This window comes from Sphingorhabdus sp. (genome assembly GCF_046154385.1).
In the GTDB taxonomy this organism is placed as follows: Bacteria; Pseudomonadota; Alphaproteobacteria; order Sphingomonadales; family Sphingomonadaceae; genus Sphingorhabdus_B.
The window spans coordinates 26,977-52,845 of sequence record NZ_JBJXFW010000024.1; the positions used below are offsets into that span (position 1 = coordinate 26,977).

At 55.5% G+C, this 25,869-nt stretch carries 28 protein-coding genes and 1 tRNA gene; 13 read left to right on the plus strand and 16 right to left on the minus strand.

What is annotated here, in order from left to right:
* Positions 1-180 precede the first annotated feature (180 nt).
* Positions 181-1,083, plus strand: coding sequence for an SDR family NAD(P)-dependent oxidoreductase (locus ACKVOS_RS04835; protein WP_409210886.1), 903 nt, complete (start codon positions 181-183; stop codon positions 1,081-1,083).
* Between the two features lie 47 nt (positions 1,084-1,130).
* Here the strand turns inward: ACKVOS_RS04835 and ACKVOS_RS04840 are convergent, their stop codons facing one another.
* Complete coding sequence (locus ACKVOS_RS04840; protein WP_409210887.1) at positions 1,131-1,475, minus strand: DUF2794 domain-containing protein; 345 nt, start codon at positions 1,473-1,475, stop codon at positions 1,131-1,133.
* Positions 1,472-2,191 carry a serine O-acetyltransferase EpsC gene (gene epsC / locus ACKVOS_RS04845; protein ID WP_409210888.1) on the minus strand — a complete coding sequence of 240 codons (720 nt, stop codon included), beginning with the start codon at positions 2,189-2,191 and terminating at the stop codon, positions 1,472-1,474. Before epsC ends, ACKVOS_RS04840 begins: the two co-directional genes overlap by 4 nt.
* Before the next feature lie 148 nt (positions 2,192-2,339).
* Here epsC and ACKVOS_RS04850 point away from each other — a divergent pair, with 148 nt between their 5' ends.
* Entirely contained in the window at positions 2,340-3,239 is a 900-nt protein-coding gene (locus ACKVOS_RS04850; protein WP_409210889.1) for a LysR substrate-binding domain-containing protein, read from the plus strand.
* A gap of 78 nt (positions 3,240-3,317) precedes the next feature.
* Here the strand turns inward: ACKVOS_RS04850 and ACKVOS_RS04855 are convergent, their stop codons facing one another.
* Genes ACKVOS_RS04855 through pgsA form a run of 3 tightly spaced genes read right to left on the minus strand, consistent with a single transcriptional unit; the run spans position 3,318 to position 4,605 of the window.
* Positions 3,318-3,779 (minus strand): molybdenum cofactor biosynthesis protein MoaE, encoded by a 462-nt coding sequence (locus tag ACKVOS_RS04855; RefSeq protein WP_409210890.1) that lies wholly within the window; start codon positions 3,777-3,779, stop codon positions 3,318-3,320.
* Positions 3,776-4,027: a MoaD/ThiS family protein gene (locus ACKVOS_RS04860; protein WP_409210891.1), complete on the minus strand. Its 252-nt coding sequence runs from the start codon at positions 4,025-4,027 to the stop codon at positions 3,776-3,778. The genes ACKVOS_RS04855 and ACKVOS_RS04860 overlap by 4 nt, the downstream gene beginning before the upstream one ends.
* A gap of 5 nt (positions 4,028-4,032) precedes the next feature.
* Positions 4,033-4,605 (minus strand): CDP-diacylglycerol--glycerol-3-phosphate 3-phosphatidyltransferase, encoded by a 573-nt coding sequence (gene pgsA / locus ACKVOS_RS04865; protein ID WP_409210892.1) that lies wholly within the window; start codon positions 4,603-4,605, stop codon positions 4,033-4,035.
* Positions 4,606-4,729: 124 nt separating this feature from the next.
* Between pgsA and ACKVOS_RS04870 the strand changes: the two genes are divergently transcribed.
* Positions 4,730-6,025 carry an MFS transporter gene (locus tag ACKVOS_RS04870; RefSeq protein ID WP_409210893.1) on the plus strand — a complete coding sequence of 432 codons (1,296 nt, stop codon included), beginning with the start codon at positions 4,730-4,732 and terminating at the stop codon, positions 6,023-6,025.
* A 689-nt stretch (positions 6,026-6,714) separates the two neighbouring features.
* Positions 6,715-7,437, plus strand: coding sequence for an SDR family oxidoreductase (locus tag ACKVOS_RS04875; protein ID WP_409210894.1), 723 nt, complete (start codon positions 6,715-6,717; stop codon positions 7,435-7,437).
* 23 nt (positions 7,438-7,460) lie between these two features.
* Here ACKVOS_RS04875 and ACKVOS_RS04880 read toward each other — a convergent pair whose 3' ends face one another.
* From ACKVOS_RS04880 to ACKVOS_RS04905, 6 genes are all read right to left on the minus strand, one after another.
* Positions 7,461-8,051, minus strand: coding sequence for a mobile mystery protein B (locus ACKVOS_RS04880; RefSeq protein WP_409210895.1), 591 nt, complete (start codon positions 8,049-8,051; stop codon positions 7,461-7,463).
* Positions 8,048-8,512, minus strand: a complete 465-nt coding sequence (locus ACKVOS_RS04885; protein ID WP_409210896.1) for a mobile mystery protein A — start codon at positions 8,510-8,512, stop codon at positions 8,048-8,050. The genes ACKVOS_RS04880 and ACKVOS_RS04885 overlap by 4 nt, the downstream gene beginning before the upstream one ends.
* A 181-nt stretch (positions 8,513-8,693) precedes the next feature.
* Positions 8,694-8,778: transfer RNA gene (locus ACKVOS_RS04890), tRNA-Leu, on the minus strand.
* Between the two features lie 73 nt (positions 8,779-8,851).
* Positions 8,852-10,273, minus strand: a complete 1,422-nt coding sequence (locus tag ACKVOS_RS04895; RefSeq protein ID WP_409210897.1) for a coniferyl aldehyde dehydrogenase — start codon at positions 10,271-10,273, stop codon at positions 8,852-8,854.
* A gap of 75 nt (positions 10,274-10,348) precedes the next feature.
* Positions 10,349-10,990 carry a hypothetical protein gene (locus tag ACKVOS_RS04900; RefSeq protein WP_409210898.1) on the minus strand — a complete coding sequence of 214 codons (642 nt, stop codon included), beginning with the start codon at positions 10,988-10,990 and terminating at the stop codon, positions 10,349-10,351.
* Positions 10,987-11,202, minus strand: a complete 216-nt coding sequence (locus ACKVOS_RS04905; RefSeq protein WP_158902645.1) for a helix-turn-helix transcriptional regulator — start codon at positions 11,200-11,202, stop codon at positions 10,987-10,989. The genes ACKVOS_RS04900 and ACKVOS_RS04905 overlap by 4 nt, the downstream gene beginning before the upstream one ends.
* A gap of 152 nt (positions 11,203-11,354) precedes the next feature.
* On the opposite strand from ACKVOS_RS04905, the gene ACKVOS_RS04910 reads away from it, so the two are divergent.
* From ACKVOS_RS04910 to ACKVOS_RS04945, 8 genes are all read left to right on the plus strand, one after another.
* Positions 11,355-12,539, plus strand: a complete 1,185-nt coding sequence (locus tag ACKVOS_RS04910) for an acetyl-CoA C-acyltransferase (protein ID WP_409210899.1) — start codon at positions 11,355-11,357, stop codon at positions 12,537-12,539.
* Between the two features lie 5 nt (positions 12,540-12,544).
* Positions 12,545-13,219 (plus strand): DJ-1/PfpI family protein, encoded by a 675-nt coding sequence (locus ACKVOS_RS04915; RefSeq protein WP_409210900.1) that lies wholly within the window; start codon positions 12,545-12,547, stop codon positions 13,217-13,219.
* A 356-nt stretch (positions 13,220-13,575) separates the two neighbouring features.
* Positions 13,576-15,765 carry a PQQ-dependent dehydrogenase, methanol/ethanol family gene (locus ACKVOS_RS04920; protein ID WP_409210901.1) on the plus strand — a complete coding sequence of 730 codons (2,190 nt, stop codon included), beginning with the start codon at positions 13,576-13,578 and terminating at the stop codon, positions 15,763-15,765.
* Positions 15,766-15,864: 99 nt separating this feature from the next.
* Positions 15,865-16,215 carry an ATP-dependent Clp protease adapter ClpS gene (clpS, locus tag ACKVOS_RS04925; RefSeq protein WP_409210911.1) on the plus strand — a complete coding sequence of 117 codons (351 nt, stop codon included), beginning with the start codon at positions 15,865-15,867 and terminating at the stop codon, positions 16,213-16,215.
* Positions 16,212-16,940 (plus strand): SDR family NAD(P)-dependent oxidoreductase, encoded by a 729-nt coding sequence (locus tag ACKVOS_RS04930; protein ID WP_409210902.1) that lies wholly within the window; start codon positions 16,212-16,214, stop codon positions 16,938-16,940. The genes clpS and ACKVOS_RS04930 overlap by 4 nt, the downstream gene beginning before the upstream one ends.
* A complete protein-coding gene (locus ACKVOS_RS04935; protein ID WP_409210903.1) occupies positions 16,940-17,539 on the plus strand; it encodes a 2-hydroxychromene-2-carboxylate isomerase in 600 nt (199 codons plus the stop codon). The genes ACKVOS_RS04930 and ACKVOS_RS04935 overlap by 1 nt, the downstream gene beginning before the upstream one ends.
* A gap of 26 nt (positions 17,540-17,565) precedes the next feature.
* On the plus strand, positions 17,566-18,846 hold the full coding sequence (murA, locus tag ACKVOS_RS04940; RefSeq protein WP_409210904.1) for a UDP-N-acetylglucosamine 1-carboxyvinyltransferase: 1,281 nt from the start codon (positions 17,566-17,568) through the stop codon (positions 18,844-18,846).
* A 66-nt stretch (positions 18,847-18,912) separates the two neighbouring features.
* The gene (locus ACKVOS_RS04945) at positions 18,913-19,539 is read left to right on the plus strand and encodes a LuxR C-terminal-related transcriptional regulator (RefSeq protein WP_409210905.1); all 627 of its coding nucleotides are present in this window, start codon (positions 18,913-18,915) and stop codon (positions 19,537-19,539) included.
* Positions 19,540-19,821: 282 nt separating this feature from the next.
* Here ACKVOS_RS04945 and ACKVOS_RS04950 read toward each other — a convergent pair whose 3' ends face one another.
* The 5 genes from ACKVOS_RS04950 to ACKVOS_RS04970 form a co-directional block, all read right to left on the minus strand.
* Positions 19,822-20,064, minus strand: coding sequence for a ribbon-helix-helix domain-containing protein (locus ACKVOS_RS04950; protein WP_409210912.1), 243 nt, complete (start codon positions 20,062-20,064; stop codon positions 19,822-19,824).
* Positions 20,065-20,119: 55 nt separating this feature from the next.
* A complete protein-coding gene (gene phbB, locus ACKVOS_RS04955) occupies positions 20,120-20,842 on the minus strand; it encodes an acetoacetyl-CoA reductase (protein ID WP_409210906.1) in 723 nt (240 codons plus the stop codon).
* Between the two features lie 91 nt (positions 20,843-20,933).
* A complete protein-coding gene (gene hemH / locus ACKVOS_RS04960) occupies positions 20,934-21,932 on the minus strand; it encodes a ferrochelatase (protein WP_409210907.1) in 999 nt (332 codons plus the stop codon).
* Positions 21,932-24,208 carry a molybdopterin cofactor-binding domain-containing protein gene (locus ACKVOS_RS04965; protein ID WP_409210908.1) on the minus strand — a complete coding sequence of 759 codons (2,277 nt, stop codon included), beginning with the start codon at positions 24,206-24,208 and terminating at the stop codon, positions 21,932-21,934. The genes hemH and ACKVOS_RS04965 overlap by 1 nt, the downstream gene beginning before the upstream one ends.
* Positions 24,205-25,179 (minus strand): Mrp/NBP35 family ATP-binding protein, encoded by a 975-nt coding sequence (locus ACKVOS_RS04970; protein WP_409210909.1) that lies wholly within the window; start codon positions 25,177-25,179, stop codon positions 24,205-24,207. Before ACKVOS_RS04970 ends, ACKVOS_RS04965 begins: the two co-directional genes overlap by 4 nt.
* A gap of 71 nt (positions 25,180-25,250) precedes the next feature.
* On the opposite strand from ACKVOS_RS04970, the gene ACKVOS_RS04975 reads away from it, so the two are divergent.
* A partial coding sequence (locus tag ACKVOS_RS04975; protein WP_409210910.1) for an SPFH domain-containing protein occupies positions 25,251-25,869 on the plus strand: 619 nt, incomplete at its 3' end.

Consider the following 25,869-nt stretch of genomic DNA (forward strand, 5'->3'; position numbering starts at 1 on the left):
CATGATGTGCTGATTGATGACGCCTAAACAACATTTTTATGAATATAAAATGTCATATTTATTTCATACTTGTGTCTATTACAGGGCCATAGCTTTACGCTTGCGTAAACACCATCGTCATGCCAATGCGCGGTCAACTTCGGCACGATATATGGTGCCGCAAATCTATGGAGACAGCCAATGACCATCAGCTTTAAAGATAAAGTCGCAATCGTAACCGGCGCAGGCGGTGGCCTGGGCAAGGCTTACGCGCTTGAATTGGCGCGGCGCGGTGCAAAGGTTGTCGTTAACGATTTGGGCGGCGCGCGCGATGGCACGGGTACATCGGACGCAGCGGCTATGGTGGTTGAAGAGATCAAGGCTGCTGGTGGTGAAGCAATGGCCAATGGTGGCAGTGTGACCGAATATGACCAGATGGTGGAAATGGTCGCAAAAGCCAAAGAGGCATGGGGCGGCGTCCATGTCTTAATCAATAATGCAGGCATTTTGCGCGATAAAAGCTTCGCCAAAATGGATATGCCCGATTTCAATTTGGTGCTGCAGGTCCACATCATGGGATCGGCAAATTGCACCAAGGCGGTGTGGGATCTGATGCGTGAACAGGCCTATGGCCGCATCTTGATGACAACATCGTCCACCGGACTTTACGGCAATTTTGGACAAGCAAATTATGGCGCGGCCAAATTGGGCTTGGCTGGCTTGACAAAGACGCTGCATCTGGAAGGCGCGAAATATAACGTTCGGGTCAACTCACTTGCGCCGGTGGCCGGCACGCGGATGACCGAAGACATTTTTCCTGAGGGACTTTTTGACCAATTCACCCCCGAAAATGTTGTACCTGCCGCGCTATACCTCGTCAGCGAAGATGCGCCGACCAACATGATAATTGGCGCAGGCGGCGGTGGATATCATGCGGCTTATGTCACCATGACCCCGGGCGCGGCGCTGCACAAGGAAGACCGCACCGTCGAAGGCTTTGCTGCGGCATGGGACAAGATTATTGATCGCACCGGTGAAACCGTCCCGCAATCGGGTGGCGAACAGTCGGTGGCTGTAATGAAGGCGTTGCAAGCGCTCGGTTGAAACGCAGCATCTTGAATTTGAAAAGCCCGGACATTGTTCCGGGCTTTTTATTCGGCCACCAGCTTCATCAACTTGCGTTCAACCGGAGCCAAGACCGGCCCGAGTTCATGACCACGCTTTAGTACCGCTCCGCCTTCCCCCACCAACACCCATTGACCTTGCTTGTTTCGCAAGTCGGGACGCTTTTCAATGCGGTATTCGGGGCGCTCAGCTGCCCTTCGAAAGGCGCTGAAAATGGCGGCATCGCGGCCAAGATCAATGGCGTAATCGCGCCAGTTGCCTGCCGCAACCATACGGCCATAAAGGTTCAATATCTGGGTTAACTCAACCCGTTCAAAACCGACCTGATTCAGGCGACTGGTAAGTGGAAATGGGGTAATAACCGCGCTCAAGCGGTTTTAGCACCCTTGGCGGAACCACGCTTGGTGGGCGTTGCCGCAGCGGAATCGCGTTCAGCCATCAATTCGGCCACTTTCTTGCGGAGTGTCTCGATTTCGCATTGCATGATTTCAAGGCTCTGGGTGGCTGGATCGAATAATTCGCGGCAAGGCGTGCCATATGGCATGAAATCTTGTGCATATGTCTCGGCCTTGACGAGCGTCGAACGCGCTTTTTGACCGACCATTGTCGCACCGGCAGGCACGTCATCGGTCACAACCGCAGCGGCCCCAATGCGGGCGCGTTCGCCCACGGTAATAGGCCCCAATATCTGTGCGCCGGAACCAATAATCGCATTGTCCGATATTGTCGGGTGCCGCTTTCCCCCTGTTCCGTTTGTCGGATTGGTTCCGCCCAGAGTCACATTCTGGTACATCGTTACATTATCGCCAATTTCCGCAGTCTCGCCAATCACGCTGAACCCATGATCGATAAAGAAATTGCGTCCGATTTTGGCACCCGGATGGATGTCAATGCACGTCATAAACCGCGAGAAATGGTTGACCAATCGCGCCAGAAAGAACATCTGCCCCAAAAACAACCAATGCGCCACGCGGTGATAAGCAACGGCCCATACGCCAGGATACAGCAAAATTTCCCACCGGGTACGCGGTGCCGGATCGCGCACTTTTATCGAATCCAGATATTCGATTAGATTTGAAATGAACATGCGGCCCTACCTTTTATCCCGAACCCTTTTTGCAATTTAGGCGATATGTTGGAGAATTTCCAGTGCTACGCCTGCATCCTGCTCGAAAAAGCTGGAAATAATCGTCAAAATCGATTATTATTTAGTAATTGATTATGAGGTTCGATAAATGAGCACCTATCTTCCGACTCTGAAACAGCTCCAATATCTGGTTGCACTGCAAGAACACGGGCATTTCGGTAAAGCCGCAGACGCCTGCTTTGTGACGCAATCGACATTGTCGGCAGGCATCCGGGAATTGGAATCTCTGCTTGGGCTGATGCTGGTCGAACGTACCCGTCGCGTCGTGAGATTCACACCACTCGGTTTGAAAATGACGACCAAGGCGCACCGCATCTTGCGCGAAGCCGAAGAGTTGGCCGAAATGGCCCGATCCGCAGGCAAGCCGCTGGCCGATGACCTTCGGATGAGCGTAATTCCCACCATCGCACCATTTTTATTGCCAAAGCTATTGCCCGCATTGCGAAGGCAGTATCCGGACCTGAAGCTTTATCTGCGTGAGGAAGCCAGCGCCGCGGCGGTCGAGGCGTTGCATCATGGCACCGTGGACTGCGTTTTACTGGCGCTGCCCTTTGCCGCTGGAGACGTTGAAAAGGCGAAATTATTTGATGACCGTTTGTTCGTAGCATTTCCCAAAGATGACCCGCGCGACTTGCCGGAAAGCGTCAGTCCCGACTTGATCGATGAAAGCAAGTTGCTGCTTTTGGTGGATGGCCATTGCCTTAAGGACCATGCGTTGGCCGCCTGCAATCGTCCGGAACTGCGGGCTTCCGCAACGATGCTGGGTACGTCGCTGCACACTTTGGTACAGATGGTGGACAACGGGCTTGGCGTCACGTTAATTCCGGAAATGGCGGTCGATGCGGGCTTGCTAAATGGCACCGATGTGCAGGCAAGGCCGCTAAACACCGAACATGCCACGCGCGAGATCGCCCTGATCTGGCGGACCAACAGCCCACGCCGCGAAGAATTTGAATTGCTTGCCGTTGCATTGCGTGATGGGCAATAGTTTGGGGCCGCCCGCCCTCTAGAAAATCTTCACGCCTTTGCGTGCAACTATCCCTTAGCGAAGGTCAGCCACATCACTTCAAACCTCCCTCTCCCCGGCCACTTTCCATTTTTCCGCGCGGACATCGTCCGTATCTTTTGCCTCAACCCATAAGGCACTACCGTCCGCATGATGCTCTTTTTTCCAGAAAGCGGCATCGGTTTTCAGACAGTCAATCAAAAAGGCGCACGCATCCAATGCTTCAGCGCGATGGTGGGCGGCTGTGGCGACCACCACCACCCGCTGCCCCACGGCAATTTTGCCAACACGGTGAAACACGCTGCAACCTAACAGCGACCAACGGGCTATCGCCTCGTCCGCAAGCGCACTTAGATTATGTTCGGTCATGCCGGGATAATGTTCAAGTTCCAGCGCCACGACGCCGGAATCCGCACGCGCAATGCCGGTAAAACTCGCCAATGCACCCCCACCCAGATCCTCCAGCGGGGCCAGTGCCATTCCTGTAGTAATCGGATCGGAGGTAACCGCGATGGTTTTCATCCGCCTGTGACCGGTGGAAAAATCGCAAGCTCGCTATGTCCGGCGAGTTGCGCGTCGGCGTTGACCATCTGCTGGTCAAGCGCAAAGCGAAGCCGCGCGGGGTTGGCAAAGGCAGTTGCGTAGCGCGAATCGCATTGCTGCAACCAGTCAAGGCAGTCTTGGACGCTGTGTAAGGAGGCAGGCACGTCCCGTTCCTCCCCATCCAACCCGATCGCCTCTCGCACGCTTGCGAAATAGATAAAACGCATCCGGATCAATCCATATGCTTGATGCCGACACGCAGATAATCCCAGCCGGTAATCATCGTGAGGATCGCCGCAATCCAGAGCAACATGAGAGCCAAATTCTTAAGCAGTGCCCAATCAGGCAGCGCGCCCGCCAATATGATGCCGCCAAGAGCAACAATCTGGAATGTCGTCTTCCACTTGGCCAGTTTAGAGACGGGCACCGAAATCTGCAGTCCGGCGAGAAATTCGCGCAAACCCGACACGATCATTTCCCGCAGCAAGATTATAAGCGCGGCGATGACATGCCAACCATCAACATCGCGGGTAAAGACCAGCATTAAAATAACTGCCGCCACCATGATCTTGTCGGCAATAGGATCCAGAAAAATACCCAGTTTCGAAACTGTACCCTGGGCTCGCGCCAGATAGCCGTCAAAATAATCCGTAATTCCCATCAGACAGTAGAGAATGAAAGCAAAGGCATAATCCAGCGGCAATGGCTGGATACCAAGATTTTTGGTTCCCGGCCAAAGCAAGAAAACAAGAATTGGCACGGCCAATATGCGCGACAAGGTCAGGATGTTGGGCAAACTTAGCATTGCTTACCGATAGCTTCGTATTTCAGGAAAATCACGCGACGATTTCGCGAATTCAACAAAAGCGCTTTGCCGCTCGTATTCAGGCAGCTAAGGCAGGCCAAACATAGTGAGGTTTTCGAAAATAATGTCGACTTCCATGTCGTTGCTCAAACAACGACGGTTCCTGCCGCTATTCGTCACTCAGCTGCTGGGTGCGTTTAACGATAACCTCTTCAAAAACGCGATGGTGTTGTTTGTCGTTTACGGCGTGTATAACGACGAAAAAGCAGAAGCGTTATTCAGCGCCGTTGCCACTGCGGTTTTTATTCTTCCTTTCTTTCTGATGTCCGCGCTGGCCGGACAATTGGCCGATACGCGCGACAAGGCAAAGATAATCCGCGTCGTGAAATTCTGCGAAATCCTTATCATGATCGTTGGCGGGATCGGCCTTTTCATGGCGTGGCTTGGATTTGCAGTTAGCGTCATTGCCATACCTCTGATGATGCTGGCCTTGTTTGCTATGGGTGTTCATTCGACATTTTTCGGGCCCATAAAATATGCAATTTTGCCGCAACATCTGAAAGAGGATGAAGTGCTCGGCGGGACCGGCCTGGTGGAGGCGGGCACATATATCGCAATTTTGCTTGGCACGATTTTGGCCGGAATAATCGAGGTAGAATGGGCTGCAATTGGCGTCATCATTACCGCGATAATCGGTTATTTTACCGGGCGACAGGTTCCGCCTGCCCCACCCGAGCAGGCAGAAACCGGTATTGACTGGCACATCTTGCGATCCTCGATTAACCTGGTCAAAAGCACATTGCACATCCGCAAACTTTATCTCGCCATCGCGTCAATCAGCTTTTTCTGGACGATTGGTGCGGTTCTGTTCATTCAGTTTCCACCATTAGCAAAGAACGTCCTCGGGGCAGACAAGGAAGTCGCCAGCCTGTTTTTGGCGATCTTCTCGATCGGCATAGCCATTGGCTCGGTCGCCATAAATCGCATGCTCAAAGGGCAGGTTTCGGCGCGCTATGCGCCGGCATGCGTCATTGTCATGGGCCTGTTTGTTGTGGGATTTTATCTTGTGTGTCGCAACTGGCACGTAATTGGCACCGGAGAACTTTATAATATCAGTAGTTTTGTAGCGCACCCCGATGCGATCATGCTTTTGCTTTCTCTGCTTGGTATCGCAGTATCGGGGGGGATGTTTGTGGTGCCGCTCTATGCGTTTTTGACAACTACGGTGCCCAAAGACCAGACCGCCCGGACAGTGGCGGCCAATAACATCGTCAATTCAGGCGCGATGGTTATCGGCTCCCTTATAGCGCTGGGTTTAAGCGCGGCGGGTGTTAGTATCGTCAACCAGTTGCTCCTTGGCGCGGCGATGTGCCTGATATCCGCCTGGCTGGCGCAGCAACTGCACAGGGCTTGCGACTGAGGATTTGTTCGCGCGAAGGCGCGAAGAGGACGAGTCGGTCTTGGCCCTATCCGGGGATAGTTTCACGCAAAGGCGCAAAGATTTTCAAGAGGGCGGATGCCCCCTAAAATAAATCACGCGCGCTTTGGGTTGAGTGACTTTGATATTCTTGACTGCCCCCTTAAAAACCTTCGCGCCTTTGCGTGAAATATTCTGTTTCTTTGAGGACACCAAGCGGAGTTTCAACAACCACTCTGCACGCCTTTAGCTCCACAATGACGATTTGGGAAAAGGGGGTGAGTGTCAGACTCGACCTCTTTGAATCTTCGTGCAAGCCAAATCAAACTGTTCCACCGGCCGCACCTTGGTGCAAGCAACCCTTGAACAGTTCAGAGGATAAAGCTGCTGATCGCTACAAAGAACGCACTGAAACTGAGCATGAAAAGATGCGTATCTTCCTTGTGCCACCAACGCGCCCGGCGCGGTGCCGTTAGGGTTGCGTCAAGGACAGGCGGCGGGAGCATCCTGCGAAAAGGATGACGGGCGGCTTCGTTGCGACAGACGAGATTTCTTTTTAACATATCGGGATGTTAACGATTTGTTAGCCATGATGGCTATTGATAAAGATGGTTAAAATGGACATCATTTCAGACTGTCCCGAACTGTTACAGATGCTATCATCCCGTTAACCATGAATCGGGAGGATTTGCATGCAGTTGGATGGGAAATTGGCATTGGTGACTGGCGGCACCGATGGAATTGGTCTGGAAATCGCCCGACAGTTAAAGCGCAAGGGTGCAGATGTCATTGTGTGTGGTCGGCGCGAAGACTTGCTTGCCGCCGCCCGCGCCGAAGGCTTCGATGCGATCCGAGCTGATCTTTCAAATGCCGACGGGTGTCAGGCTTTGGTCAATATGATTGCACAGCGCCCGCTCGATATTCTTGTCAACAATGCCGGCATGAGCGGGAATTTTGGCCCCGAAGACCCGTTGGACCTCGCGCTGACAGACCAGGCGATATTTTTGAACCTCAATGCGCCGATGCATTTGATCGGACAATTGCTGCCTGGATTATCGACGCAGCCAGAGGCGGCGATTGTCAATGTGACATCCGGCCTCGCGATCGCCCCGCGTGCAGGTGGCCCTGTTTATTGCGCCACAAAGGCTGGTTTACGAAGCTTTACACAAGCGCTTCGATATAATCTGAGGCATAGTAAAGTGCGCGTTATCGAAGCCTTGCCACCGGTTGTCGACACAGCGATGACACGCGGACGCATTGGCGGAAGTAAAATGTCCGCCAAAGAATGCGCCGCTCAGATTGTCGATGCCATCGAAAGCAACAGCGCAGAAGCCAATGTCGGCATGGTGAAACTGTTGAAGATGGTCTATTCCATCTCGCCCGCGCTGGCGAGGCGGGTGATGATCAAATTTTAGGCAGTGAGGCAAACATATCTGATTTATGATCTTGCAAAGAATATCAAAGGCGCAATGTCATGGGCATCCGCTGCATGCAATGAAGCGACATATGCCTTGCGGGTTTCGTTTGGATCGACGAGATTGATGCTGCCCCACGAAAAGCGGGGCTGACCTAATTGCAACGCGATCAAGTCGCCAACCATGCGCGAAAAGCGCCCGTTGCCATTGGGAAATGGATGGATAGCGACCAAGCGATGCGAAAAGCGAATGGCGATTTCATCCGGCGAATAGGTGTCATTTGCGATCCAGAATTTTGCGTCATCAATGGCGTGTGCAACATCCATCGGAATGCGGTAAGCATCGACGCCAATATTGCGCGGTGTATGGCGGTATTTTCCCGCCCATTTCCAAACTTGGCCAAACATGTGCATGTGCAAATTGCGTAGGAATTTCTTGTGGAGCATCACGCGCTTGCGCGCTGCAAGCCATTTGGCTGCATCGGCGATGTTGATCTGTTCTGCCTCGTTCAACTCGCGGCGAAGTGTGATGTAGGATGGAATGAGCTGCTCACGCTCCTCGGCTTCGAGAGGTGTGTTTGCTTCATCATCCTCTTCGAATAGGGATGCATTCATTCGTCGACCCATAGGCGGCGAAGTGAACCGGCGAGCATGTCAGCAACAAGCCGCTCGCGCTCTGCGGCAAGATCGCGCGTGTCCATGGCCTGATTTTCAAGACGCATCGTGTGATGAATTCGCGTGAGTTCCTCATCGACTTTCTTCGCCGCCTGCCCAAGCAAAATGCCTTCAAACGTCGTCGTGGGCACGATGGCATAGACCAGCGTGCAATGCATCGCCTCCGCCGCTTCGCGAAGTGTTTTAAGCGAAGGCGTACCGTTTAGCTCAGCCTTTTCCAGTGTGCTTACGCGCGATTGGACGACACCCATACGGTGTGCCAATTGCGCTGCAGTCATGCCCAGCGCTTCGCGAGCGGCCTTGATCCAGCCATGAGGTGGCGCAATCAAAGGCTCCACGCGTAACGGTACGAGCCGTCGGTCAAGGTTTTTACGGGCTAAACGGGCTTGGACTGGACTCATGATTTACAACCTTCGAGACATATATATCACCGATAAGTGATAATAATCAACATTTACATCACTTATCGGTGATAATAAATATCGATAATAATCACATATAGGTGATATATTCAGTACAAGGCAGATGCTTTGCTGAAGATTTCCAATGATTCCAGCTGCAGTGACTCCGAAGAGTTCGAATTGGTGCCCCAGGCCGGACTCGAACCGGCACTCCTTTCAGAACAGGATTTTGAATCCAGCGCGTCTACCAATTCCACCACTGGGGCACAGCTTGTCGGGGCGGACCCTTCGAAGCGGAGGCCCCTCTAACCGAGCCTCCGTCCGGATGCAAGTGCATCCTTATTTCTTTAATTCCTTTGCCAGGGTCTTGTGCGTCGCCTTGCCATAGGGGGCCTTGAAACCGCCGATGCCGGCGACATCGACACCGGTCTGGCGATAGACGGCGCGCATATGGCTGAAGGTTTTGAAGCCGTCCTGCCCGTGGTAATTGCCCATGCCCGACGGGCCAACGCCGCCAAAGGGCAGGTCTTCCATCGCATTGTGGAAGATTACGTCGTTCACCGTCACCCCGCCGGAAATGGTGCGCGACAGGACGCGCTCTTCTTCCGCCTTGTCGCTGCCGAAATAATAGAGGCCGAGCGGACGGTCATGGGCGTTCACATAATCGATCGCCTCGTCCATCGACGAATAGGTCATCACGGGCAGGATCGGGCCGAAGATTTCCTCCTGCATCACCTTCATATCGTCCGTCACATTGCGCACGATGGTCAGCGGCATCTTGTTGCCGTTGGATGAGGCGAAGTCTTCGCCCGCCGGGTTGACCTCGATCAGCTCCGCACCCTTGTCGCGCGCGTCGGCGAGATAGCCCTGCAGCCGCTCATAATTGCGGCCATTCACGACCGAGGTATAATCATCATTGTGCAGCAGCTTGGGATATTGCGCCGCAACGCCCGCCTTGACCGCATCGATCACGTCGGTTTCCTGGTCGGAGGGCACCAGCAGATAGTCGGGCGCCAGACAGATTTGTCCGGCGTTCATCATCTTGCCGAGCGCAATCCGCTCGCCCGCCTTTTTCGTATCCGCGCTGCGGCCGATGATGGTCGGGGATTTGCCGCCAAGCTCCAGCGTCACGGGCACTAGATTGTCCGCCGCGGCGCGCATGATATGGCGGCCCACGCCGGTTGCGCCGGTGAAGATCATATGGTCGAAAGCCAGTTTGGAGAACGCCATGCCAACCTCGGCATCGCCGGTGAACACGGCCATTTCCTCTTCGGCGAAATATTTGGGCACAATTTCTTCGAACAGCGCCGATACGCGCTCGGTATATTCGGACGGTTTCACCATCGCACGGTTGCCCGCCGCCAATATGCCTGCCATCGGCACCATCACCATGCCCACAGGGAAGTTCCACGGCGCGACCACGCCGACCACGCCCTTGGGCTGATAGACCACCTCGGCCTTCGCACCCAGCAGGCCGAGCGGAAAGGTCGGCTTGCGCTTTTCACCGCGGGCCCAGCTTTCGAAATGCTTCTTTGCATGTTTCATCGCGCTAACCGAGGGCATGATGTCGGTCATCAGCGTCTGTTCGCGGCTGCGATGGCCAAAGTCGGCGGAGACGGCCTTTGCGAAATCTTCCGCATGGTCGACGAGCAGCGCAATCGCCCGGTCAATCCGGTCCCGCCGTATCGACATGGATTCAGGAAGCGCGGCGGTAAAGCTGGCGCGCTGCTTTTCCAAAATGGCTTGCATATTCTTGGTCATCGCTCTCTCCTCGCTCGCGTTCCGCTGTTAATCGACTGATTAACGGCAAGGCGGGAGAATGCAATGGCATTGGACCTATTTCGGCGCGAGCAATCCGACCCGACCGGCGGCCACAACACTGGAGAGCAAATAGCCGCCCGAGAATAGCGCAACCAGCGCGGCTGCACTTGGCGCAGGCGACAGGCCCGTCATCGCCAGACAGCCCCATGGCACCAGCACAAGCCACAGGCCGCAAAGGCAGATGAAGCTGGCGTCGAGGGACATTTTCATCATCATCTCGTCATAGCGATGACGGTCGCGGATCCAGATTACCGACCCGAACAGCATGGACAGCAGCATCGCGACAGCACCCGCCCAGGCCGGAAACATCCTGCCGTCGCCCGACAGCACCAAAATAATCTGCGCCACACCGAAGGTCAAAAGCATGAGGCTCGATCCCAGCAAGATCTCCCGCTGTTCAAGCAGGTCTTCCTCATCACTGACATTCAGCATCTTCGCGCCCATTTTCGGCACGAGGCTGCCCGCAAGTACGATGAAACCGGTCAACACATAAACGAAGCCTATCGCCGCCAATATCAGCCGGTCCGTACCCAGCGTGTTGAGCGACAGAAAATGGTTGAGTGCGATCACGCCGGTACCACCTGCAATGCCGCCGCCGATCATCTGCAGCACCATCTTTTTGGTTTTGCCAGCCTTCGCCGTAATATCAGTCGTCATTCTGCGTCCTCCTGCGGTTGCCAATGGTCGATGAAAATATCGCATACGGGCATCCCGAACAGTTTCGACATGCGCAGCGCGAGCGGAAGGCTGGGGTCATATTTGTCGGTTTCGACCGCATTGATCGTCTGCCGCGAAACACCCAGTTTGCGGGCCAGCTCACCCTGACTCCAGCCCTTGGCCTCGCGTATTTCCCGTAATCGACTTTCCAAATCACTGGCCCTTCCTGTAAAGAGCTCTTTACAGGGCATGATTCGGCCTGTCAAGAGTTCTTTACAGGCTGCTTTTGCACCAAGGCGCATTGCAAGCAGGGGGCGTAGCATTTATGGATGCCCCAGCATTTCTGTCAAAAAAGGATTCTGCCATGAACACCGATCCCGTCGTCATCCTGTCCTACGCCCGCACGCCCATGGGCGGTATGCAGGGTGCGCTTGCCGATGTGGCCGCCACCGATCTGGGTGCGACGGCGGTCAAGGCAGCGGTTGAGCGCGCCGGTGTCGATGGTGCGGATATCGAGCGCATCTATATGGGCTGCGTCCTGCCCGCTGGATTGGGTCAGGCCCCTGCGCGTCAAGCAGCGCTAAAGGCGGGTCTGCCCATGTCAGTGCAGGCAACCACGGTCAACAAGGTATGCGGCTCGGGCATGCAAACTGTCATAATGGGCAGCGAAGCTCTCGCTGCAGGGTCGGTTGATTATGTCATCGCCGGCGGCATGGAAAGCATGACCAACGCCCCCTATCTGTTGAAAAAGCACCGCAGCGGTGCGCGGATCGGCCATGACACCGCCTATGACCATATGTTCCTAGACGGTCTGGAAGATGCCTATGAGGCGGGCCGTGCCATGGGCACCTTCGCGCAGGAAACCGCGAACGAATATCAGTTGACCCGCGAAGCGCAGGACAATTACGCGATTGAATCGCTCCGCCGTTCGCAGGCCGCGATTGCCGATGGCGCGTTCAAGGATGAAATCGTCGCCGTCACTGTTGCCACCCGCAAGGGCGATGTGGTTGTCGATACCGACGAACAACCCGGCAAGGGCATGCCCGACAAGATCCCGGGCCTGCGCCCTGCCTTTGCCAAGGACGGCACCATTACCGCCGCGACCAGCTCGTCCATCTCCGATGGTGCAGCCGCTCTTGTCCTGACGCGTCAGTCGGTCGCCGATGCCAAAGGTCACACCCCTGTTGCGCGCATCGTTGCCTTTGCCGCCCATGCGCAAAAACCATCGGCCTTCACCACCGCTCCTGTCGGTGCGATCACCAAATGTTTGGCCAAAGCCGGCTGGACGATAGGTGATGTCGACCTGTTCGAAGTCAACGAAGCCTTTGCCTGCGTTGCGATGTTCGCGATGCACGACCTTGGCATCCCGCACGACAAGATCAACGTCCATGGCGGCGCAACCGCATTGGGTCACCCCATCGGCGCTTCGGGCGCGCGCATCATCACCACGCTGATCGCCGCGCTAAAGCGCCACGGCAAGAAGCGCGGTGTCGCCTCGCTGTGCATCGGGGGCGGCGAAGGGACGGCGCTGGCGATCGAACTGATTTGAGCGGCATGAACATTGTTTTTGTGTTGTTTGACAATGTAACCCAGCTCGATTTTGCCGGGCCGGTGCAGTTCCTGTCACGCTTGCCCGGCGCCACCGTCCAGATTGTCAGCAAGGATGGAAAGGCGGTCACGACCGACTGCGGTTTTTCGATCATCCCCAATGCCAGCTTTGCCGATTGCCGCCCTGCGGACATCATTTGCGTTCCCGGCGGCCATGGCGTGCGTCAGGCGGTCGGCGATGCCGCAATCGTCGACTTTGTCCGGCAACAGGGTGCGCAGGCGAAATGGGTGACCAGCGTGTGCACCGGCGCTTTCATACTGGGCGTCGCCGGACTGCTTCAGGACAAGCAGGCGACCTGCCATTGGGCCTATACGCAGCTTCTGCCTTTAGTTGGGGCAACATATGAAAAGGCTCGTGTGGTGCGCGACGGCAATGTCGTGACCGCAGGCGGCGTGACATCGGGCATCGACTTTGCGCTCGAACTGATCGCGCTGATTGCCGGAGAGGATGTTGCCCGCACGCTGCAACTCTCGCTCGAATATAACCCCGCCCCGCCTTTCCAGGGCGGCACGCCCGAAACCACATCGCCCGACATCCTCCACAATCTCCGCGCCCGTGTCTACGACAGGGCGGCCGCGCAGATGGAGGAAGCGTTGCGGGATAGCGGGATGGTGGGGTGAGCTATTGTGCCCCCTCTCCCCTTTAGGGGAGAGGTACGCCGTCTTATGGCTTCAGCCATTAGACGAAGTGGAGAGGGGGCGTTGGCGCACGAACTTCACCGTTTGAGCCCCTCACCAACTGCGCCTAGGCCTGTCGGCCAAGGCTTCGTATCCTCTCCCCTGAAGGGGAGAGGGTAATCTCACGCAAAGACGCAAAGAATAAGGAAAGAAGAATAGGGGACAGTCCCCGAGGTTGCGTTCTGCGGGGACTGTCCCCTTGGGGACTGTCCCCAACACCGCCAACTTAACCGCCCGCTTAAATTCCCACTGGACGAACCAGTCCTGCGCGCATAGCGTCCAGAATCGGGAGAGACATTATGATCAAAAAGCTTGGGCTGGTTGCTGCTGCGGCGGCGCTAATATTGATGACGGGTTCGTGCCAGAATACGGACGGACCAACGGACGTCCCCGGTTTTGCCGCCATTGATGGCGATTATCTGAAAACCGGCGGGGACGGGTCCAACTGGGCCATGACGGGCTTTAGCTATAATGAACAACGCCACAGCCCGCTGACGCAGATCAATGCGGACAATGTTAAGGATCTGGGCATTGCCTGGTTCGCCGATCTGCCCGATGCGCGCGGGCAGGAGGCCACGCCGGTCGTGGTCGATGGCAAGATGTTCGTATCGACCGCATGGTCCAAAGTGCTCGCCTTCGACGCCAAGACGGGCAAGTCGCTGTGGAGCTTTGATCCGGAAGTCGACAAGGCGCGCGGGGTGAAGGCCTGCTGCGATGTCGTCAACCGCGGTGTGGCATTCTGGAAAGGCAGCGTCTTTGTCGGCACGATCGATGGCCGGCTGATTTCGCTCGATGCCGCCACCGGCAAGCAGTTGTGGAGCGCGCAGACGCTCGATCTTGAATCCAACGGCACCATTACCGGCGTTCCGCGCGTGGTGAAGGACAAGGTTGTCATCGGTTTTGGCGGTGCGGAATTTGGCGCGCGCGGCTATGTCACCGCCTATGATGCCGCCACCGGCAAACAGGCATGGCGTTTCTACACAACGCCCAATCCCAAGGGCGAACCCGACGGCGCGGCGAGCGACGAAATCCTGAAGACGGCGGCGACCAAGACCTGGAGCGCCACGCCCAAAAAGGGTGACTGGCGGGAAAGCGGCGGGGGCGGCACGGTGTGGGACGCGATTGTCTATGACGCCGAACTCGACCAGCTTTATCTAGGCGTCGGCAACGGCAACCCGTGGAATCATGGCGTGCGCTCCAATGGCGAAGGGGACAATCTGTTCCTGTCGTCCATCGTCGCGCTGAAACCCGATACCGGCGAATATGTCTGGCATTATCAGGAAACACCGGCGGAAAGCTGGGACTATACGGCGACCCAGCCGATCATCCTCGCCACCGAAAAGCGCAACGGCAAGAATGTGAAGGTCCTCTACCACGCGCCAAAGAACGGCTTTTTCTTCACCATCGACCGGGTGAGTGGCAAGATGTTGTCGGCCGAACCCTTTATCGACGGACTCACTTGGGCGACAGGCTATGACCTGAAAACCGGTCGGCCGATTGAAAATCCCGAAGCCCGCTATGAAAAGACCGGCAAGCTCTATTTGGCGAACCCGTCGGCGCTCGGGGCGCATAACTGGCATCCGATGAGCTATAATCCGGCGACAGGGCTCGTCTATATTCCGGCGCTCCATATTGGTGGCGCCTATCTGCCGCCGGTCGCGCCCAATGAACAGGAGCGCAAAGCCCTCGGCTTTAACACCGGAGGGGCAATGGCCACTGCCGATCTGCCCGACGACATCAATTTCGTGAAAGCGGTCAAGGCCGCCACCAAGGGCAAGCTGGTCGCTTTCGACCCAAAGACGGGCAAGGCGAAATGGACCGTCGATCATCCTGCATCGTGGAATGGCGGCACCATGACGACGGCAGGAAATCTGGTCTTCCAGGGCACCGCCTTGGGTGAATTCAGGGCCTATGCCGCCGATACCGGCAAGCAATTGCTGAACCTGAATGTGCAGTCGGGCGTCCTGTCGGGTGCCTCGACCTATACCGTAGATGGCGAACAATATGTCGCCTTCCTGACCAGCAAGGGCGGCGCTTTCCCGCTGGTATCGGGCTATGCGGGTTCGGCCAGTTCGGCGGTGCCGAATATCCCGCGCCTGATCGTGCTCAAGCTTGGTGGCAAGGTCGCCCTGCCTGTCTTGCCCGAAACGCCCGCTTATGTGTGGGACCCGCCCGCGAAGTTCGGAACCCCAGCCGATATTGCGGCCGGGCAGTCGAACTTCCAGCGTTACTGCCTCGTCTGCCACGGGCCAGGTGCGGTCGGCAACGGCGTGCTGCCCGACCTGCGTAAATCGGCTGCTATTGCAGATGCCGGTACGTGGAAATCGGTGGTCATCGAAGGCGTGCTGAAAGGCAATGGCATGGTCAGCTTTGCCTCGGTCCTGACACCCAAAGAGGCCGAGCAAATGCGCGCCTATGTCATCAGCCGCGCGCATTATGCCAAGGCGAATGACGCAGGACTTGGCGGGGGCGTAAAAGCGGCAAAATAGACAAAATAAAACGAAAGCGACCACGAACCAATGCAGGCGGGTGACGAATTGCAAATTCGCCCCTTGCACTCTGCCCCTGCCCTATCCTATTTTAGGGTGATGCAGATAAAGATGATCGATGACGAGGATGGCGATGACAAGGGCGGAACTGGACGCCCCGGTGTCGGCCTTGCCACACGCACGCGGCCCAAGACGCAGAAACCCAGCCAGTATAAAGTGCTGTTGCTGAACGATGATTATACCCCGATGGAATTCGTCGTTCATGTTCTGAAGGCCTTTTTTTCGATGGACACCGATCAGGCCACCCGCGTGATGTTGCATGTCCACCAGAAAGGCGTCGGAGTTTGTGGTATTTTCACTTACGAAGTTGCTGAAACCAAGGTAACTCAAGTTATGGATTTCGCTGCAAAGAACCAACATCCATTACAGTGCACGCTTGAGAAAGCGTGACCAAAGCTGCGCTAATTGTTGGGGCTGGCGATGCCACCGGCGGGGCGATTGCAAGGGCTTTTGCGCGCGAAGGTTATGCTGCCTGCGTGAATCGCAGGGCGCGTAACGTCGCGCAACTTGATGCATTGGTCCAGTCGATACGCGAAGAAGGCTATTCTGCACATGCCTATCCCGCCGACGCCCGCATTGAGGATGAAGTGCAGACGATGGTCGACGCCATCGAACGCGACGTCGGCCCAATCGAAGTGGCTGTCTTCAACATCGGTGCGAATGTAAACTTCTCGGTGCTCGAAACCACTGCGCAAGTGTACCGCAAGGTTTGGGAAATGGCAGCATTTGCAGGCTTCCTAATGGGCCGCGAAGTGGCCAAACGCATGGTCGAGCGCAAGTCAGGCACGATTATCTTCACCGGCGCGACCGCTTCCCTGCGCGGCGGCCGTGGTTTTTCAGCATTCTCAGGCGCGAAGGGCGCACTTCGGATGCTGGCGCAATCGATGGCCCGGGAATTGGGACCGCAAAACATCCATGTGGCCCATGTCATCATTGATGGCGGTATAGATACCGACTTCATTCGTTCGATTCATCCGGATTTCGATTCGGCCAAGGCAGCGGATAAAGTTCTTTCGCCCGATGCGATTGCCCAACAATATGTCGCACTTCACAAACAACACCGGAGTGCATGGACCCATGAGATGGATTTACGACCGTGGGCGGAGACATTCTGATGACAAAGAAATTTGAATTTCTATTCGATGTCGGTGCGCCCAATGCCTATCTGGTGCACAAAATTCTTCCCGAATTTTGCGCGGCTCACGATGCCGATGCTGTTTATCAACCTGTATTGCTCGGCAAGATTTTCAAGGCGACCGGCAATCGCGCACCGATGCTGCGTTATGCCGACGCGCCTGCGAAGCTTGCTTATGAACAGCTTGAATTCATGCGCTTTATCCGGAAACATCATATTGATGCCTTTCGGATGAACCCCCACTTTCCGGTGAATTCCCAACTGGCCATGCGGGTGATATGTGCGGCGCAAGGCTGCTCTGATTTCGCACCCATCATTGATTTAATGATGCGTTCCATGTGGGAAGAAGGGCTCGATCTGGCGCAACCCCAGATTGTGGAAGAACTGCTTTCGGAAAATAAACTGGATGGGCGGCATTATGTCGCGTGCACCGAAAACGATGCAATCAAAGCGCGGCTAATTGAACAAACCGAGGCTGCAATCGCGCGCGGCGTATTCGGGGTTCCAGCCTTTTTTGCGGGCGAAGAATTATTTTGGGGCAAAGAACGTCTGTCGCAAGTTGCAGAGGCGCTTGCCTGAAAACCGTTTCCCGCTAAATACCGGGAATGGACAAGATAATAGTACGCGGCGGCAACGCGCTTAAGGGGAAAATTCCGATATCGGGGGCAAAGAACAGCGCGTTGACGCTTCTGCCCTGTGCGCTTTTGACTGACGAGCCGCTTACGTTGCGGAACTTGCCTCGACTGGCCGACATTGACGGGTTTCAGCATCTGTTGAATCAGTTCGGCATTTCCACCGCAATAGCCGGTTCGCGTCCCGAAGATTTTGGCCGCGTAATGACATTGCAGGCGACCCGACTTACGACCACTGTTGCTCCTTATGAGCTGGTCCGCAAAATGCGGGCATCGATCCTTGTGCTAGGGCCAATGGTTGCGCGAGCCGGCGAGGCAACAGTGTCGCTTCCCGGTGGATGCGCGATTGGCAACAGACCCATAGACTTGCACCTGAAAGCACTGGAGGCATTCGGTGTCACCATTGAACTCGCTGCGGGATATGTAAAAGCTATGGCGCCCGACGGCATTCCCGGCGGTACATACACGTTTCCGGTGGTTTCTGTGGGCGCTACCGAAAATGCATTGATGGCAGCAAGTCTTGCCAAAGGCACCTGTGTTTTGCACAATGCCGCACGCGAACCCGAGATTGTCGATCTGTGCAACTTGCTCGTCGATATGGGCGCAGAAATTGAGGGCATTGGCACTTCGGATCTTGTCATCCACGGCAAGGACCGTCTGCACGGCGCAACGTATCGCGTGATGAGCGACCGGATCGAAGCGGGCAGCTATGCTTGCGCCGCTGCAATTACAGGTGGTGATGTCGAACTGATCGGTGCAAAGGCCGACGAAATGGATGCCACGGTAAACGCTTTGCGGCAGGCCGGAGTCACCGTTGAAGAGACCAAGACCGGTATCCGCGTAACATCCGATGGCAAGCTCAAGCCTCTAACCATCTCCACTGCGCCTTATCCCGGTTTCGCAACGGATATGCAGGCCCAATTTATGGCGATGTTGTGCATGGCTGACGGGGCAAGTGTTTTGACAGAAACGATCTTTGAAAACAGATATATGCATGTGCCCGAGTTGAATCGTATGGGCGCGCACATAGAAACCAAGGGCCGCACCGCAATTGTACATGGCGTAAAAGGCCTTACCGGAGCTCCGGTCATGGCGACTGATCTTCGCGCATCGATGAGCCTTGTTATCGCCGGGCTGGTTGCTGCGGGTGAGACACATGTCAGCCGACTGTATCACCTCGACCGGGGATATGAGCGGTTGGAAGAGAAATTGCAGTTGGTTGGCGCCGATGTTGAACGGGTCGGGTCAGATTGATCGGATCAACAACGCCACTTGTCAAAACAAGATTTTTGCGTCAGTTTCCCGGTGAGAAATGACGCGATGACGATCCAGACCCTTCCGACCAAGCGACGACGCCATCCCGTTCTGGAATCCATCCGGCACAGCCCGATTGCAACGGTCGTCAGTGACCCGTTGCAGGCGGATAATCCCCTCATAGCCGTCAATGCCGCTTTTTGTGCGATGACCGGTTATACCGAGGAAGAATCAATCGGTCGCAACTGCCGCTTTTTGCGAGGCCCGGACACCGAAAATTCGCAGACAGAAAAGCTGCGCAAGTCGATTCATGCGCGACGTCCCGCGCTGGCGGAACTCATCAACTATCGAAAAGATGGCTCACCCTTTCGCAATGCAGTCATGATCGCGCCGCTGTTCAACGATCATGGTGACCTGGAACTTTTTGTCGGATCGCAGATCGAAGTCTTACCGGAAGAAGAAAGTATTGCGGTCGTGCGGCAACAACAGGCGGCGGAAATTGTTGACCGCCTGTCGCCGCGCCAGCGCGAGATATTGCAGCAAATGGCGCAAGGATTCCGGACCAAGCAAATTGCGTTCCGCCTGTCCTTGAGCGAAAAGACCGTTCAAATGCACCGGATGCTTATGTTCAAGAAACTTTCGACATCCAATGCCGCCGATGCTGTCCGTATCGCGGTGGAGGCAGGGCTGTAGGATCATTGCATGGGCGTTTACCGCAGTTCACCTATATAGGCCTAATCCGGTATTTTGTTTTTGGCGCTCGCAGGGCATTAGAGTGTTTAACAGGTGAACGGCAACACCATTCGGTACTGCGCTCCGTCTAACCCCTCCCTCGACAGTGTGGGCGCGTTGGTCAGAATGTAGCAACCCTCCGCTGCTCATGACTACCGATCGTTGCCGTCCGCCTGTAATCTTTTACCAAACGCATCATCCGGATATTGCTGCAATACCGGGTCGCAATTGTACCGCCATAGCCTAGCTATCGGCGGTACTTTTTTGCGTGGCTGTCAGCCAAAGACGAATTGCACTGGCCAAACCACAGGGCGTTTTGGAGTCAAGCCGTTCAACATCAATCCGGGCGACGAGCGCATTGACGGGCAATCCTCTGCTATCGGCCGCAATTTTTAACCTGTCCCAAAAAAGGGGTTCCAGACTGATCGATGTCTGGTGCCCCGCGATGGTCATGCTCCGTTTGACTGGCGGGTGATAAATTGAAATGCCTTTCACAATTACTCACCCCGCCATCATATCAAGAAACGCTTTGGGTCAGGCCCTAATACATATGCTGGCCACCGTTGATCGACAGCGTCGATCCGGTAATGAAACCGGCATTTTCGCTGGTCAGAAACTCGACACCGCGCGCGATTTCGTCCGCATTCCCCAACCGCCCGACGGGAATTTGTGCCACAATTTTTTCCATGACGTTTTCAGGTATCGTCGCCAACATTTCAGTGCCGATATAACCCGGCGCGATAGCATTGGCCGTCACGCCATATCGCGCGCCTTCCATTGCGAGCGATTTGGTAAAGCCATGAATCCCTGATTTCGCTGCAGCATAGTTGACCTGCCCAATCTGTCCGCCCTGCCCGTTGACCGAACCGATATTGACGATACGGCCCCATTTGCGTTCACGCATTCCCGCAAAGACGGCTTTTGCCATATTAAAGCATCCGGTCAGGTCGACGCGGATAACCTCGTCCCATTGTTCGAATGACATTTTCACCATTGTCGCGTCTCGGGTGATACCGGCGTTGTTGACCATGATTTCAATTGGGCCAAATTCAGCCTCGATTGCGGCACAAGAATCAATGCACGCTTCATGATTGCCGACATCAAATTTGCGAACGGCAATGCCCGTGCGGTCCGAAAAAGCTTTCGCTGCAGCATCATTTCCACCATAATTGGCGATCACGGTACGGCCTTTTTCTTTCAATTTCAGACTTATAGCTTCACCAATGCCACGAGTTCCCCCCGTGACCACCGCAATACGTGACATAACTCTCTCCTGTTTGTTGTCTTGTTATTTTACGTTGAATAACCAGACGGCAAGCAAGTGCAAGTTGACGCTAGCGTTAGCGCAGAGCATTTCAGACCCAGCCGGAAACTTCGCGTCGAATAACGGTTTCCAACATATCCATTCCAACGGCGCTGTCGTTCAAACAGGGCAGATATGCGAAGTGGGTCCCGCCTGCTTCTTCAAACTGTTCACGGCCCTGAATAGCAAGTTCTTCCAGCGTCTCGAGGCAATCAACTGAAAATCCGGGGGCAAATATCGCGATCGTTTTCTGGCCAGTGCGCGCCAATTGCATGATTGTGTCGTCCGTTGCCGGCTCTAGCCATTTTGCCCGACCAAAGCGCGATTGAAAACTGACGACCAGTTCGCGGCCCATCGCTTCCGACAAGAGCCGCGCGGTTTTTTGGCAATGGCAATGATAAGGATCCCCCAATTGCAAAGTCCGCTCGGGCATTCCGTGGAAGCTGATCACCAATGTATCGGGTATAAAATCGAGTTGCGCCAAAGACCCCTCGATCGACTTTTTCAGTGCATCTATATAGACCGGATCATCATGATATGGCGGCAATGTGCGGAGTGCGGGATGCCAGCGCATTTTTGTTAACGCGGCATATGCTTCATCCAGCACTGTACCTGTCGTCGCTCCCGAATATTGGGGGTAAAGCGGTGCGATCAGGATCCGATTGCATCCGGCCGCTTTCATGGCCGCCAATTGGTCGGAGACGGAGGGATTACCGTAACGCATGGCGTAACGCACATCTGCCGCGCCTTGCATTCGCAGCCCAAGGGCCTTGCACTGCGCGATTGTGAAAAACGCCAGCGGCGATCCGCTTTCGGTCCACACCTTTGCATAGGCCTTGGCGGATTTTTGCGGACGGGTATTCAGGATGATCCCGCGCAAAATCGGCTGCCAGATCAGCGGCGGGATTTCAACGACACGACGGTCCGATAAAAATTGCTTCAAATAGCGCTTAACCGCCGGGGCTGTCGGCGCATCCGGCGTTCCCAAATTGACAAGCAGGATGCCCACTTTGGGTTGTGGTACATCCGGATGATCGGCGGGCTTGTCCATTACAGCCCCCGTGACAATAATGGCAATTCACGCAAGCGCACACCCGCCGCGGAAAAGAGCGCATTGGCGACCGCGGGCGCAACGGCCGGGACCCCCAATTCGGAAACGCCGCCTGGTTCATTATCGCTGCGGATAAATTCAACGATGATTTCCGGAATATCGGCAAGAACGGGAAGATCGATCTCACGCAGTCGGCTGACTGTCGTCCATCCATTTTCGAAATCGGTTGCCACTCCAACCGCCTGTGCCAAGCCGAAGATAATACCGCCTTCAATCTGTTGCCGCGCCAGATCGGGGTTTATCAACCGTCCGCAGTCAACCATTGCCGAAATCCGTTCTACCCTTACGCCATTTTCGCTGGTCCGCGCGCTGGCGATGATGGCAATGTGGCTGCCCCGCATCGAATGGCAGGCAAGGCCATTGCTGCTTCCGGAAACGCCGCCGTCCCACCCCGCCATCGATGCCACACCGGTCAAGCATCGTGCAAGCCGTGTTTGGTCAACCAGCATCTGCATCCGGAATGAAAGCGGCTCGATACCCGCCTTTTGAGACAATTCATCAATGAAGGATTCGACAAAAAAGCAATTATAGCTGTGCGCCAGCGACCGCCAGGGCCCCGTAATAATCGGTAAGTCGACCGGAAAATGGTCGATTGTCATATTGCTGATCGCATAAGGCGGGACGGCGCCGTCGATCGCGAGGGCATCAAATTCACCGGCAGCAGATTTTCGTGCCTCGACAGCGCTTTGCCCGTCAATCCGATTGGCTAGTTCGCGCATGGATGATGCCGCAGCAACGCGCACGGACATCCCGGCTATGCGGCCTTCCTGATCGAGTGAAGCAGTCAGCCGCCCGATTGCCGGTGTGCGGACATGGTCGCGTACCAAATCTTCTGCGCGCGACCAGATGAGTTGCACAGGACGCCCGACTTCTTTGGCAATAACGGCAATTTGCGCGGCGATCAAATTGTCGAAATTTCTGTCAAAACTTCCACCGGCCATGACCGGGAACAACGTAACATCATCCACATCGACCCCGATGGCCGATGCTGCCGCTTCGCGCGCAGATTGTGGCGTTTGGCTCGCCAACCACAAATTCAACCGTCCGTTGCGAAACTCCGCCGTTGCCGATCGCGTTTCTATCGGCGCATGTACCGCCGCAGAAATGGTATAATCCGCATTTAAAACGCGTGTTCCCGCTTCTTTCGTCAACGTGGCATCGACATCGCCAAGGCGCACCATCCGGGTACCCGGACCGTTCGCAATAGCGGACGACAGGCTATCGGCAATTTTCCCGCTGTCGGCAACGCGCCCTTTGATCGAAAAAACCGGGGTAATATTATCAAGCGCCTTATTTGCCGCCCACCAATTGGTCGCCACAACGGCAACCCAATTATCCGTCCGCACAACATTGACGACGCCCTTTATCTTGAACGCGGCTTTGCTGTTCACCGATTTCAAGATCGTGCGCCCGATAGGGCCGCCTTTGACGGATGCAAAGAGCATATCGGGTAGCCGAATATCCCCTGCAAAACTGGCACTGCCATCGACTTTTGACGAAAGGTCGAGGCGCGGCGCATCGCGCCCGGACAACCGATTGCGCGGCGACGGATTCAACGGAACCGGCGATGGTGGATCAAGCCCTGCGGCTTCCGCCACCAGATCGGCAAAAGCGATACGCTTTTTCCCAAAAGTAACGAAACCTTTGTCCACCTGACACTGTTCCCAATCCGTATCCCATCGGGCGGCGGCGGCTTGACACAACAGAACACGCGCGGTCGCGCCCGCTTCACGGCACGGCTTTTCAAATTGCCGGATTGACGATGATCCCCCGGTAACTACGAATATGTCGCGGCTGGCCATTTCGTTCAAAATATGCGCTATTGGCTTCTGTCCCGCATCCAGCCCTATTTTTTCGGGTAAAAATGCTGGTGCCCATTCGCGTGCCAGAACACCATTGGCAAACAGCGGACTAGGCGACACAGGCTGAACCGCAACAGAACGCCAATCCGCACCCAATTCACCCGCCACGATTTGGGCAAGTGCGGTATAGACCCCCTGACCTGACTCACTTTGCGGGATGCCGATAATGACTTTGCCATCCTCTGCAATTTTCAACCAGGGGCCGAACAGATGCTCCCCCGGCGCGGGTCGTAAATTCGGCTGATACCGCCGCGGCCATGCGCCCCATGCCAGCACCAACCCAATTCCCAGGCCGCCGCCAACCAAAAGCTTGCGGCGGGTAAATCCGCCTGCGCCATCTGCGTTGCTATTCACGCGGTCGGGGCTTTCGGGCTATCGATCCAATCGATGACGTGCCGCGCAATGTCGGCATATGCGCGCGCAATCGGGCCATTGCCCAATGCAGGTGGGGTCCCGGCGTCGCTGGCCAATCTTATATCGATATCCAAGGGAATACGTCCCAAAAACGGTATACCCAGTTCGACCGCTGCTGCTTCGGCACCCCCTGTCCCAAAAGGATTGCTCATTTCGCCGCAATGCGGGCACACATATCCCGCCATATTTTCGACCAGACCGATAATCGGGACTTTGGCGGTATCGAAAAAGCCAATCGCCCGGGTCGCGTCCATCAGCGCGAGGTCTTGCGGAGTCGAAATGATAACGGCACCCATAGGTTTATGCTTTTGGATCATCGACAATTGGATGTCACCTGTACCGGGTGGCATATCCACAATTATGTCTCGCACTTTGCCCCAATGGGCATCAACCAGTTGCGACAACGCATTGCCAGCCATTGGACCGCGCCACGCAATCGCTTGGCCAGGCTTGGCCAATTGACCCATCGACAAGAAAGGCACTTCTCCGGCACCCATTACCGGGATCAGTTTCTTCCCTTCGGCTTCTGGTCGGCTGTTCTCCGCACCCATCAGCCGCGGCTGGGAAGGTCCATATATGTCGGCATCGACCAAGCCGACGGAACGGCCAGCCAATTTCATGGCAACCGCCAAATTTGTGGAAAGCGTTGATTTTCCAACCCCGCCTTTGCCACTCGCCACGGCAATTATCCGGGGGGCAACACGCTCCGCAGTCAACATGATACGAACGCTCTGCGCGCCTGCCTGTTCGCACGCGTTACGCAATTTTGCTTCGATCTGCACGCGTTCATCGGTGGTCATTTCGGATACATCAAGCATCATGGAAACGGCACCAGCGTCGACCTTCAGGCCGGTAGCCTGTGGCCCGGCGATGGCGAAAACAAGCTGTGAATATCTATCAAGTTCGGTCATCCATCGCCGAATAGAATCAGAATTGCGGGATTGACACTGTTTTTCTGAAAAACCGTTCCTATAAAGGCAATATGAGCAAAAAAATCGACCAACAGGGCAGCAATATTTTGGCAGTTGATGGCAAGGGGCCTTGGGATTCCCCTGCTTCGGGCGACCCGGGTAAAATCGGCAAGACCGACGGTTCGGGATCTGGCGAGAGCGGTTCGAAACCGGAGCCATCAAATCCTTGGGACCCTGTGCCTATTCGCGGCGGACAGGCTGGACGTCAGCGCGGCCCTTCGCTTGAGGATTTGCTGCGCCGCGCCGGCGGGGGCAAGAATGGCGGATTCAGTGGCCTTCCACCGCGCAGCAACGGGAAAAGCTGGTGGCCGATTATCGGTGGTGCATTTATCGCATTGTGGCTCGTTTGGAGCAGTGTCCATCGGATAGGTCCGGAACAAGAGGGCGTGGTAACGCAATTGGGCCGTTATGCGCGGACCTTGCAACCCGGTATCCAGTTCACTTTTCCTTCGCCGATTGAGACCGTTGAAAAAGTCGACACCAAACAGATCCAGACAACCGCCGTGGGATCACCCAAGGCGAGCAGTGAAAATCTGGTTTTGACAAAAGACCAGAGTATTATCGATATGGCCTACGATGTGCGTTGGTCGATCAAGGAACCGGAACTTTACCTGTTCCAGCTTGAAAACG

What these genes read in the sequence shown, in the direction of transcription:
- ACKVOS_RS04855 (WP_409210890.1), bottom strand. Translation starts at nt 3,779, where the DNA reads ATGAAAACCATCGCGGTTACCTCCGATCCGATTACTACAGGAATGGCA.
- ACKVOS_RS04850 (WP_409210889.1), top strand. Translation starts at nt 2,340, where the DNA reads ATGAGCACCTATCTTCCGACTCTGAAACAGCTCCAATATCTGGTTGCA.
- ACKVOS_RS04880 (WP_409210895.1), bottom strand. Translation starts at nt 8,051, where the DNA reads ATGAATGCATCCCTATTCGAAGAGGATGATGAAGCAAACACACCTCTC.
- ACKVOS_RS04935 (WP_409210903.1), top strand. Translation starts at nt 16,940, where the DNA reads ATGACAAAGAAATTTGAATTTCTATTCGATGTCGGTGCGCCCAATGCC.
- ACKVOS_RS04945 (WP_409210905.1), top strand. Translation starts at nt 18,913, where the DNA reads ATGACGATCCAGACCCTTCCGACCAAGCGACGACGCCATCCCGTTCTG.
- pgsA (WP_409210892.1), bottom strand. Translation starts at nt 4,605, where the DNA reads ATGCTAAGTTTGCCCAACATCCTGACCTTGTCGCGCATATTGGCCGTG.
- ACKVOS_RS04970 (WP_409210909.1), bottom strand. Translation starts at nt 25,179, where the DNA reads ATGACCGAACTTGATAGATATTCACAGCTTGTTTTCGCCATCGCCGGG.
- ACKVOS_RS04860 (WP_409210891.1), bottom strand. Translation starts at nt 4,027, where the DNA reads ATGCGTTTTATCTATTTCGCAAGCGTGCGAGAGGCGATCGGGTTGGAT.
- ACKVOS_RS04915 (WP_409210900.1), top strand. Translation starts at nt 12,545, where the DNA reads ATGAACATTGTTTTTGTGTTGTTTGACAATGTAACCCAGCTCGATTTT.
- hemH (WP_409210907.1), bottom strand. Translation starts at nt 21,932, where the DNA reads ATGGACAAGCCCGCCGATCATCCGGATGTACCACAACCCAAAGTGGGC.
- ACKVOS_RS04910 (WP_409210899.1), top strand. Translation starts at nt 11,355, where the DNA reads ATGAACACCGATCCCGTCGTCATCCTGTCCTACGCCCGCACGCCCATG.
- ACKVOS_RS04870 (WP_409210893.1), top strand. Translation starts at nt 4,730, where the DNA reads ATGTCGACTTCCATGTCGTTGCTCAAACAACGACGGTTCCTGCCGCTA.
- phbB (WP_409210906.1), bottom strand. Translation starts at nt 20,842, where the DNA reads ATGTCACGTATTGCGGTGGTCACGGGGGGAACTCGTGGCATTGGTGAA.
- ACKVOS_RS04875 (WP_409210894.1), top strand. Translation starts at nt 6,715, where the DNA reads ATGCAGTTGGATGGGAAATTGGCATTGGTGACTGGCGGCACCGATGGA.
- ACKVOS_RS04895 (WP_409210897.1), bottom strand. Translation starts at nt 10,273, where the DNA reads ATGACCAAGAATATGCAAGCCATTTTGGAAAAGCAGCGCGCCAGCTTT.
- ACKVOS_RS04835 (WP_409210886.1), top strand. Translation starts at nt 181, where the DNA reads ATGACCATCAGCTTTAAAGATAAAGTCGCAATCGTAACCGGCGCAGGC.
- ACKVOS_RS04920 (WP_409210901.1), top strand. Translation starts at nt 13,576, where the DNA reads ATGATCAAAAAGCTTGGGCTGGTTGCTGCTGCGGCGGCGCTAATATTG.
- murA (WP_409210904.1), top strand. Translation starts at nt 17,566, where the DNA reads ATGGACAAGATAATAGTACGCGGCGGCAACGCGCTTAAGGGGAAAATT.
- ACKVOS_RS04900 (WP_409210898.1), bottom strand. Translation starts at nt 10,990, where the DNA reads ATGACGACTGATATTACGGCGAAGGCTGGCAAAACCAAAAAGATGGTG.
- ACKVOS_RS04885 (WP_409210896.1), bottom strand. Translation starts at nt 8,512, where the DNA reads ATGAGTCCAGTCCAAGCCCGTTTAGCCCGTAAAAACCTTGACCGACGG.
- clpS (WP_409210911.1), top strand. Translation starts at nt 15,865, where the DNA reads ATGCAGATAAAGATGATCGATGACGAGGATGGCGATGACAAGGGCGGA.
- epsC (WP_409210888.1), bottom strand. Translation starts at nt 2,191, where the DNA reads ATGTTCATTTCAAATCTAATCGAATATCTGGATTCGATAAAAGTGCGC.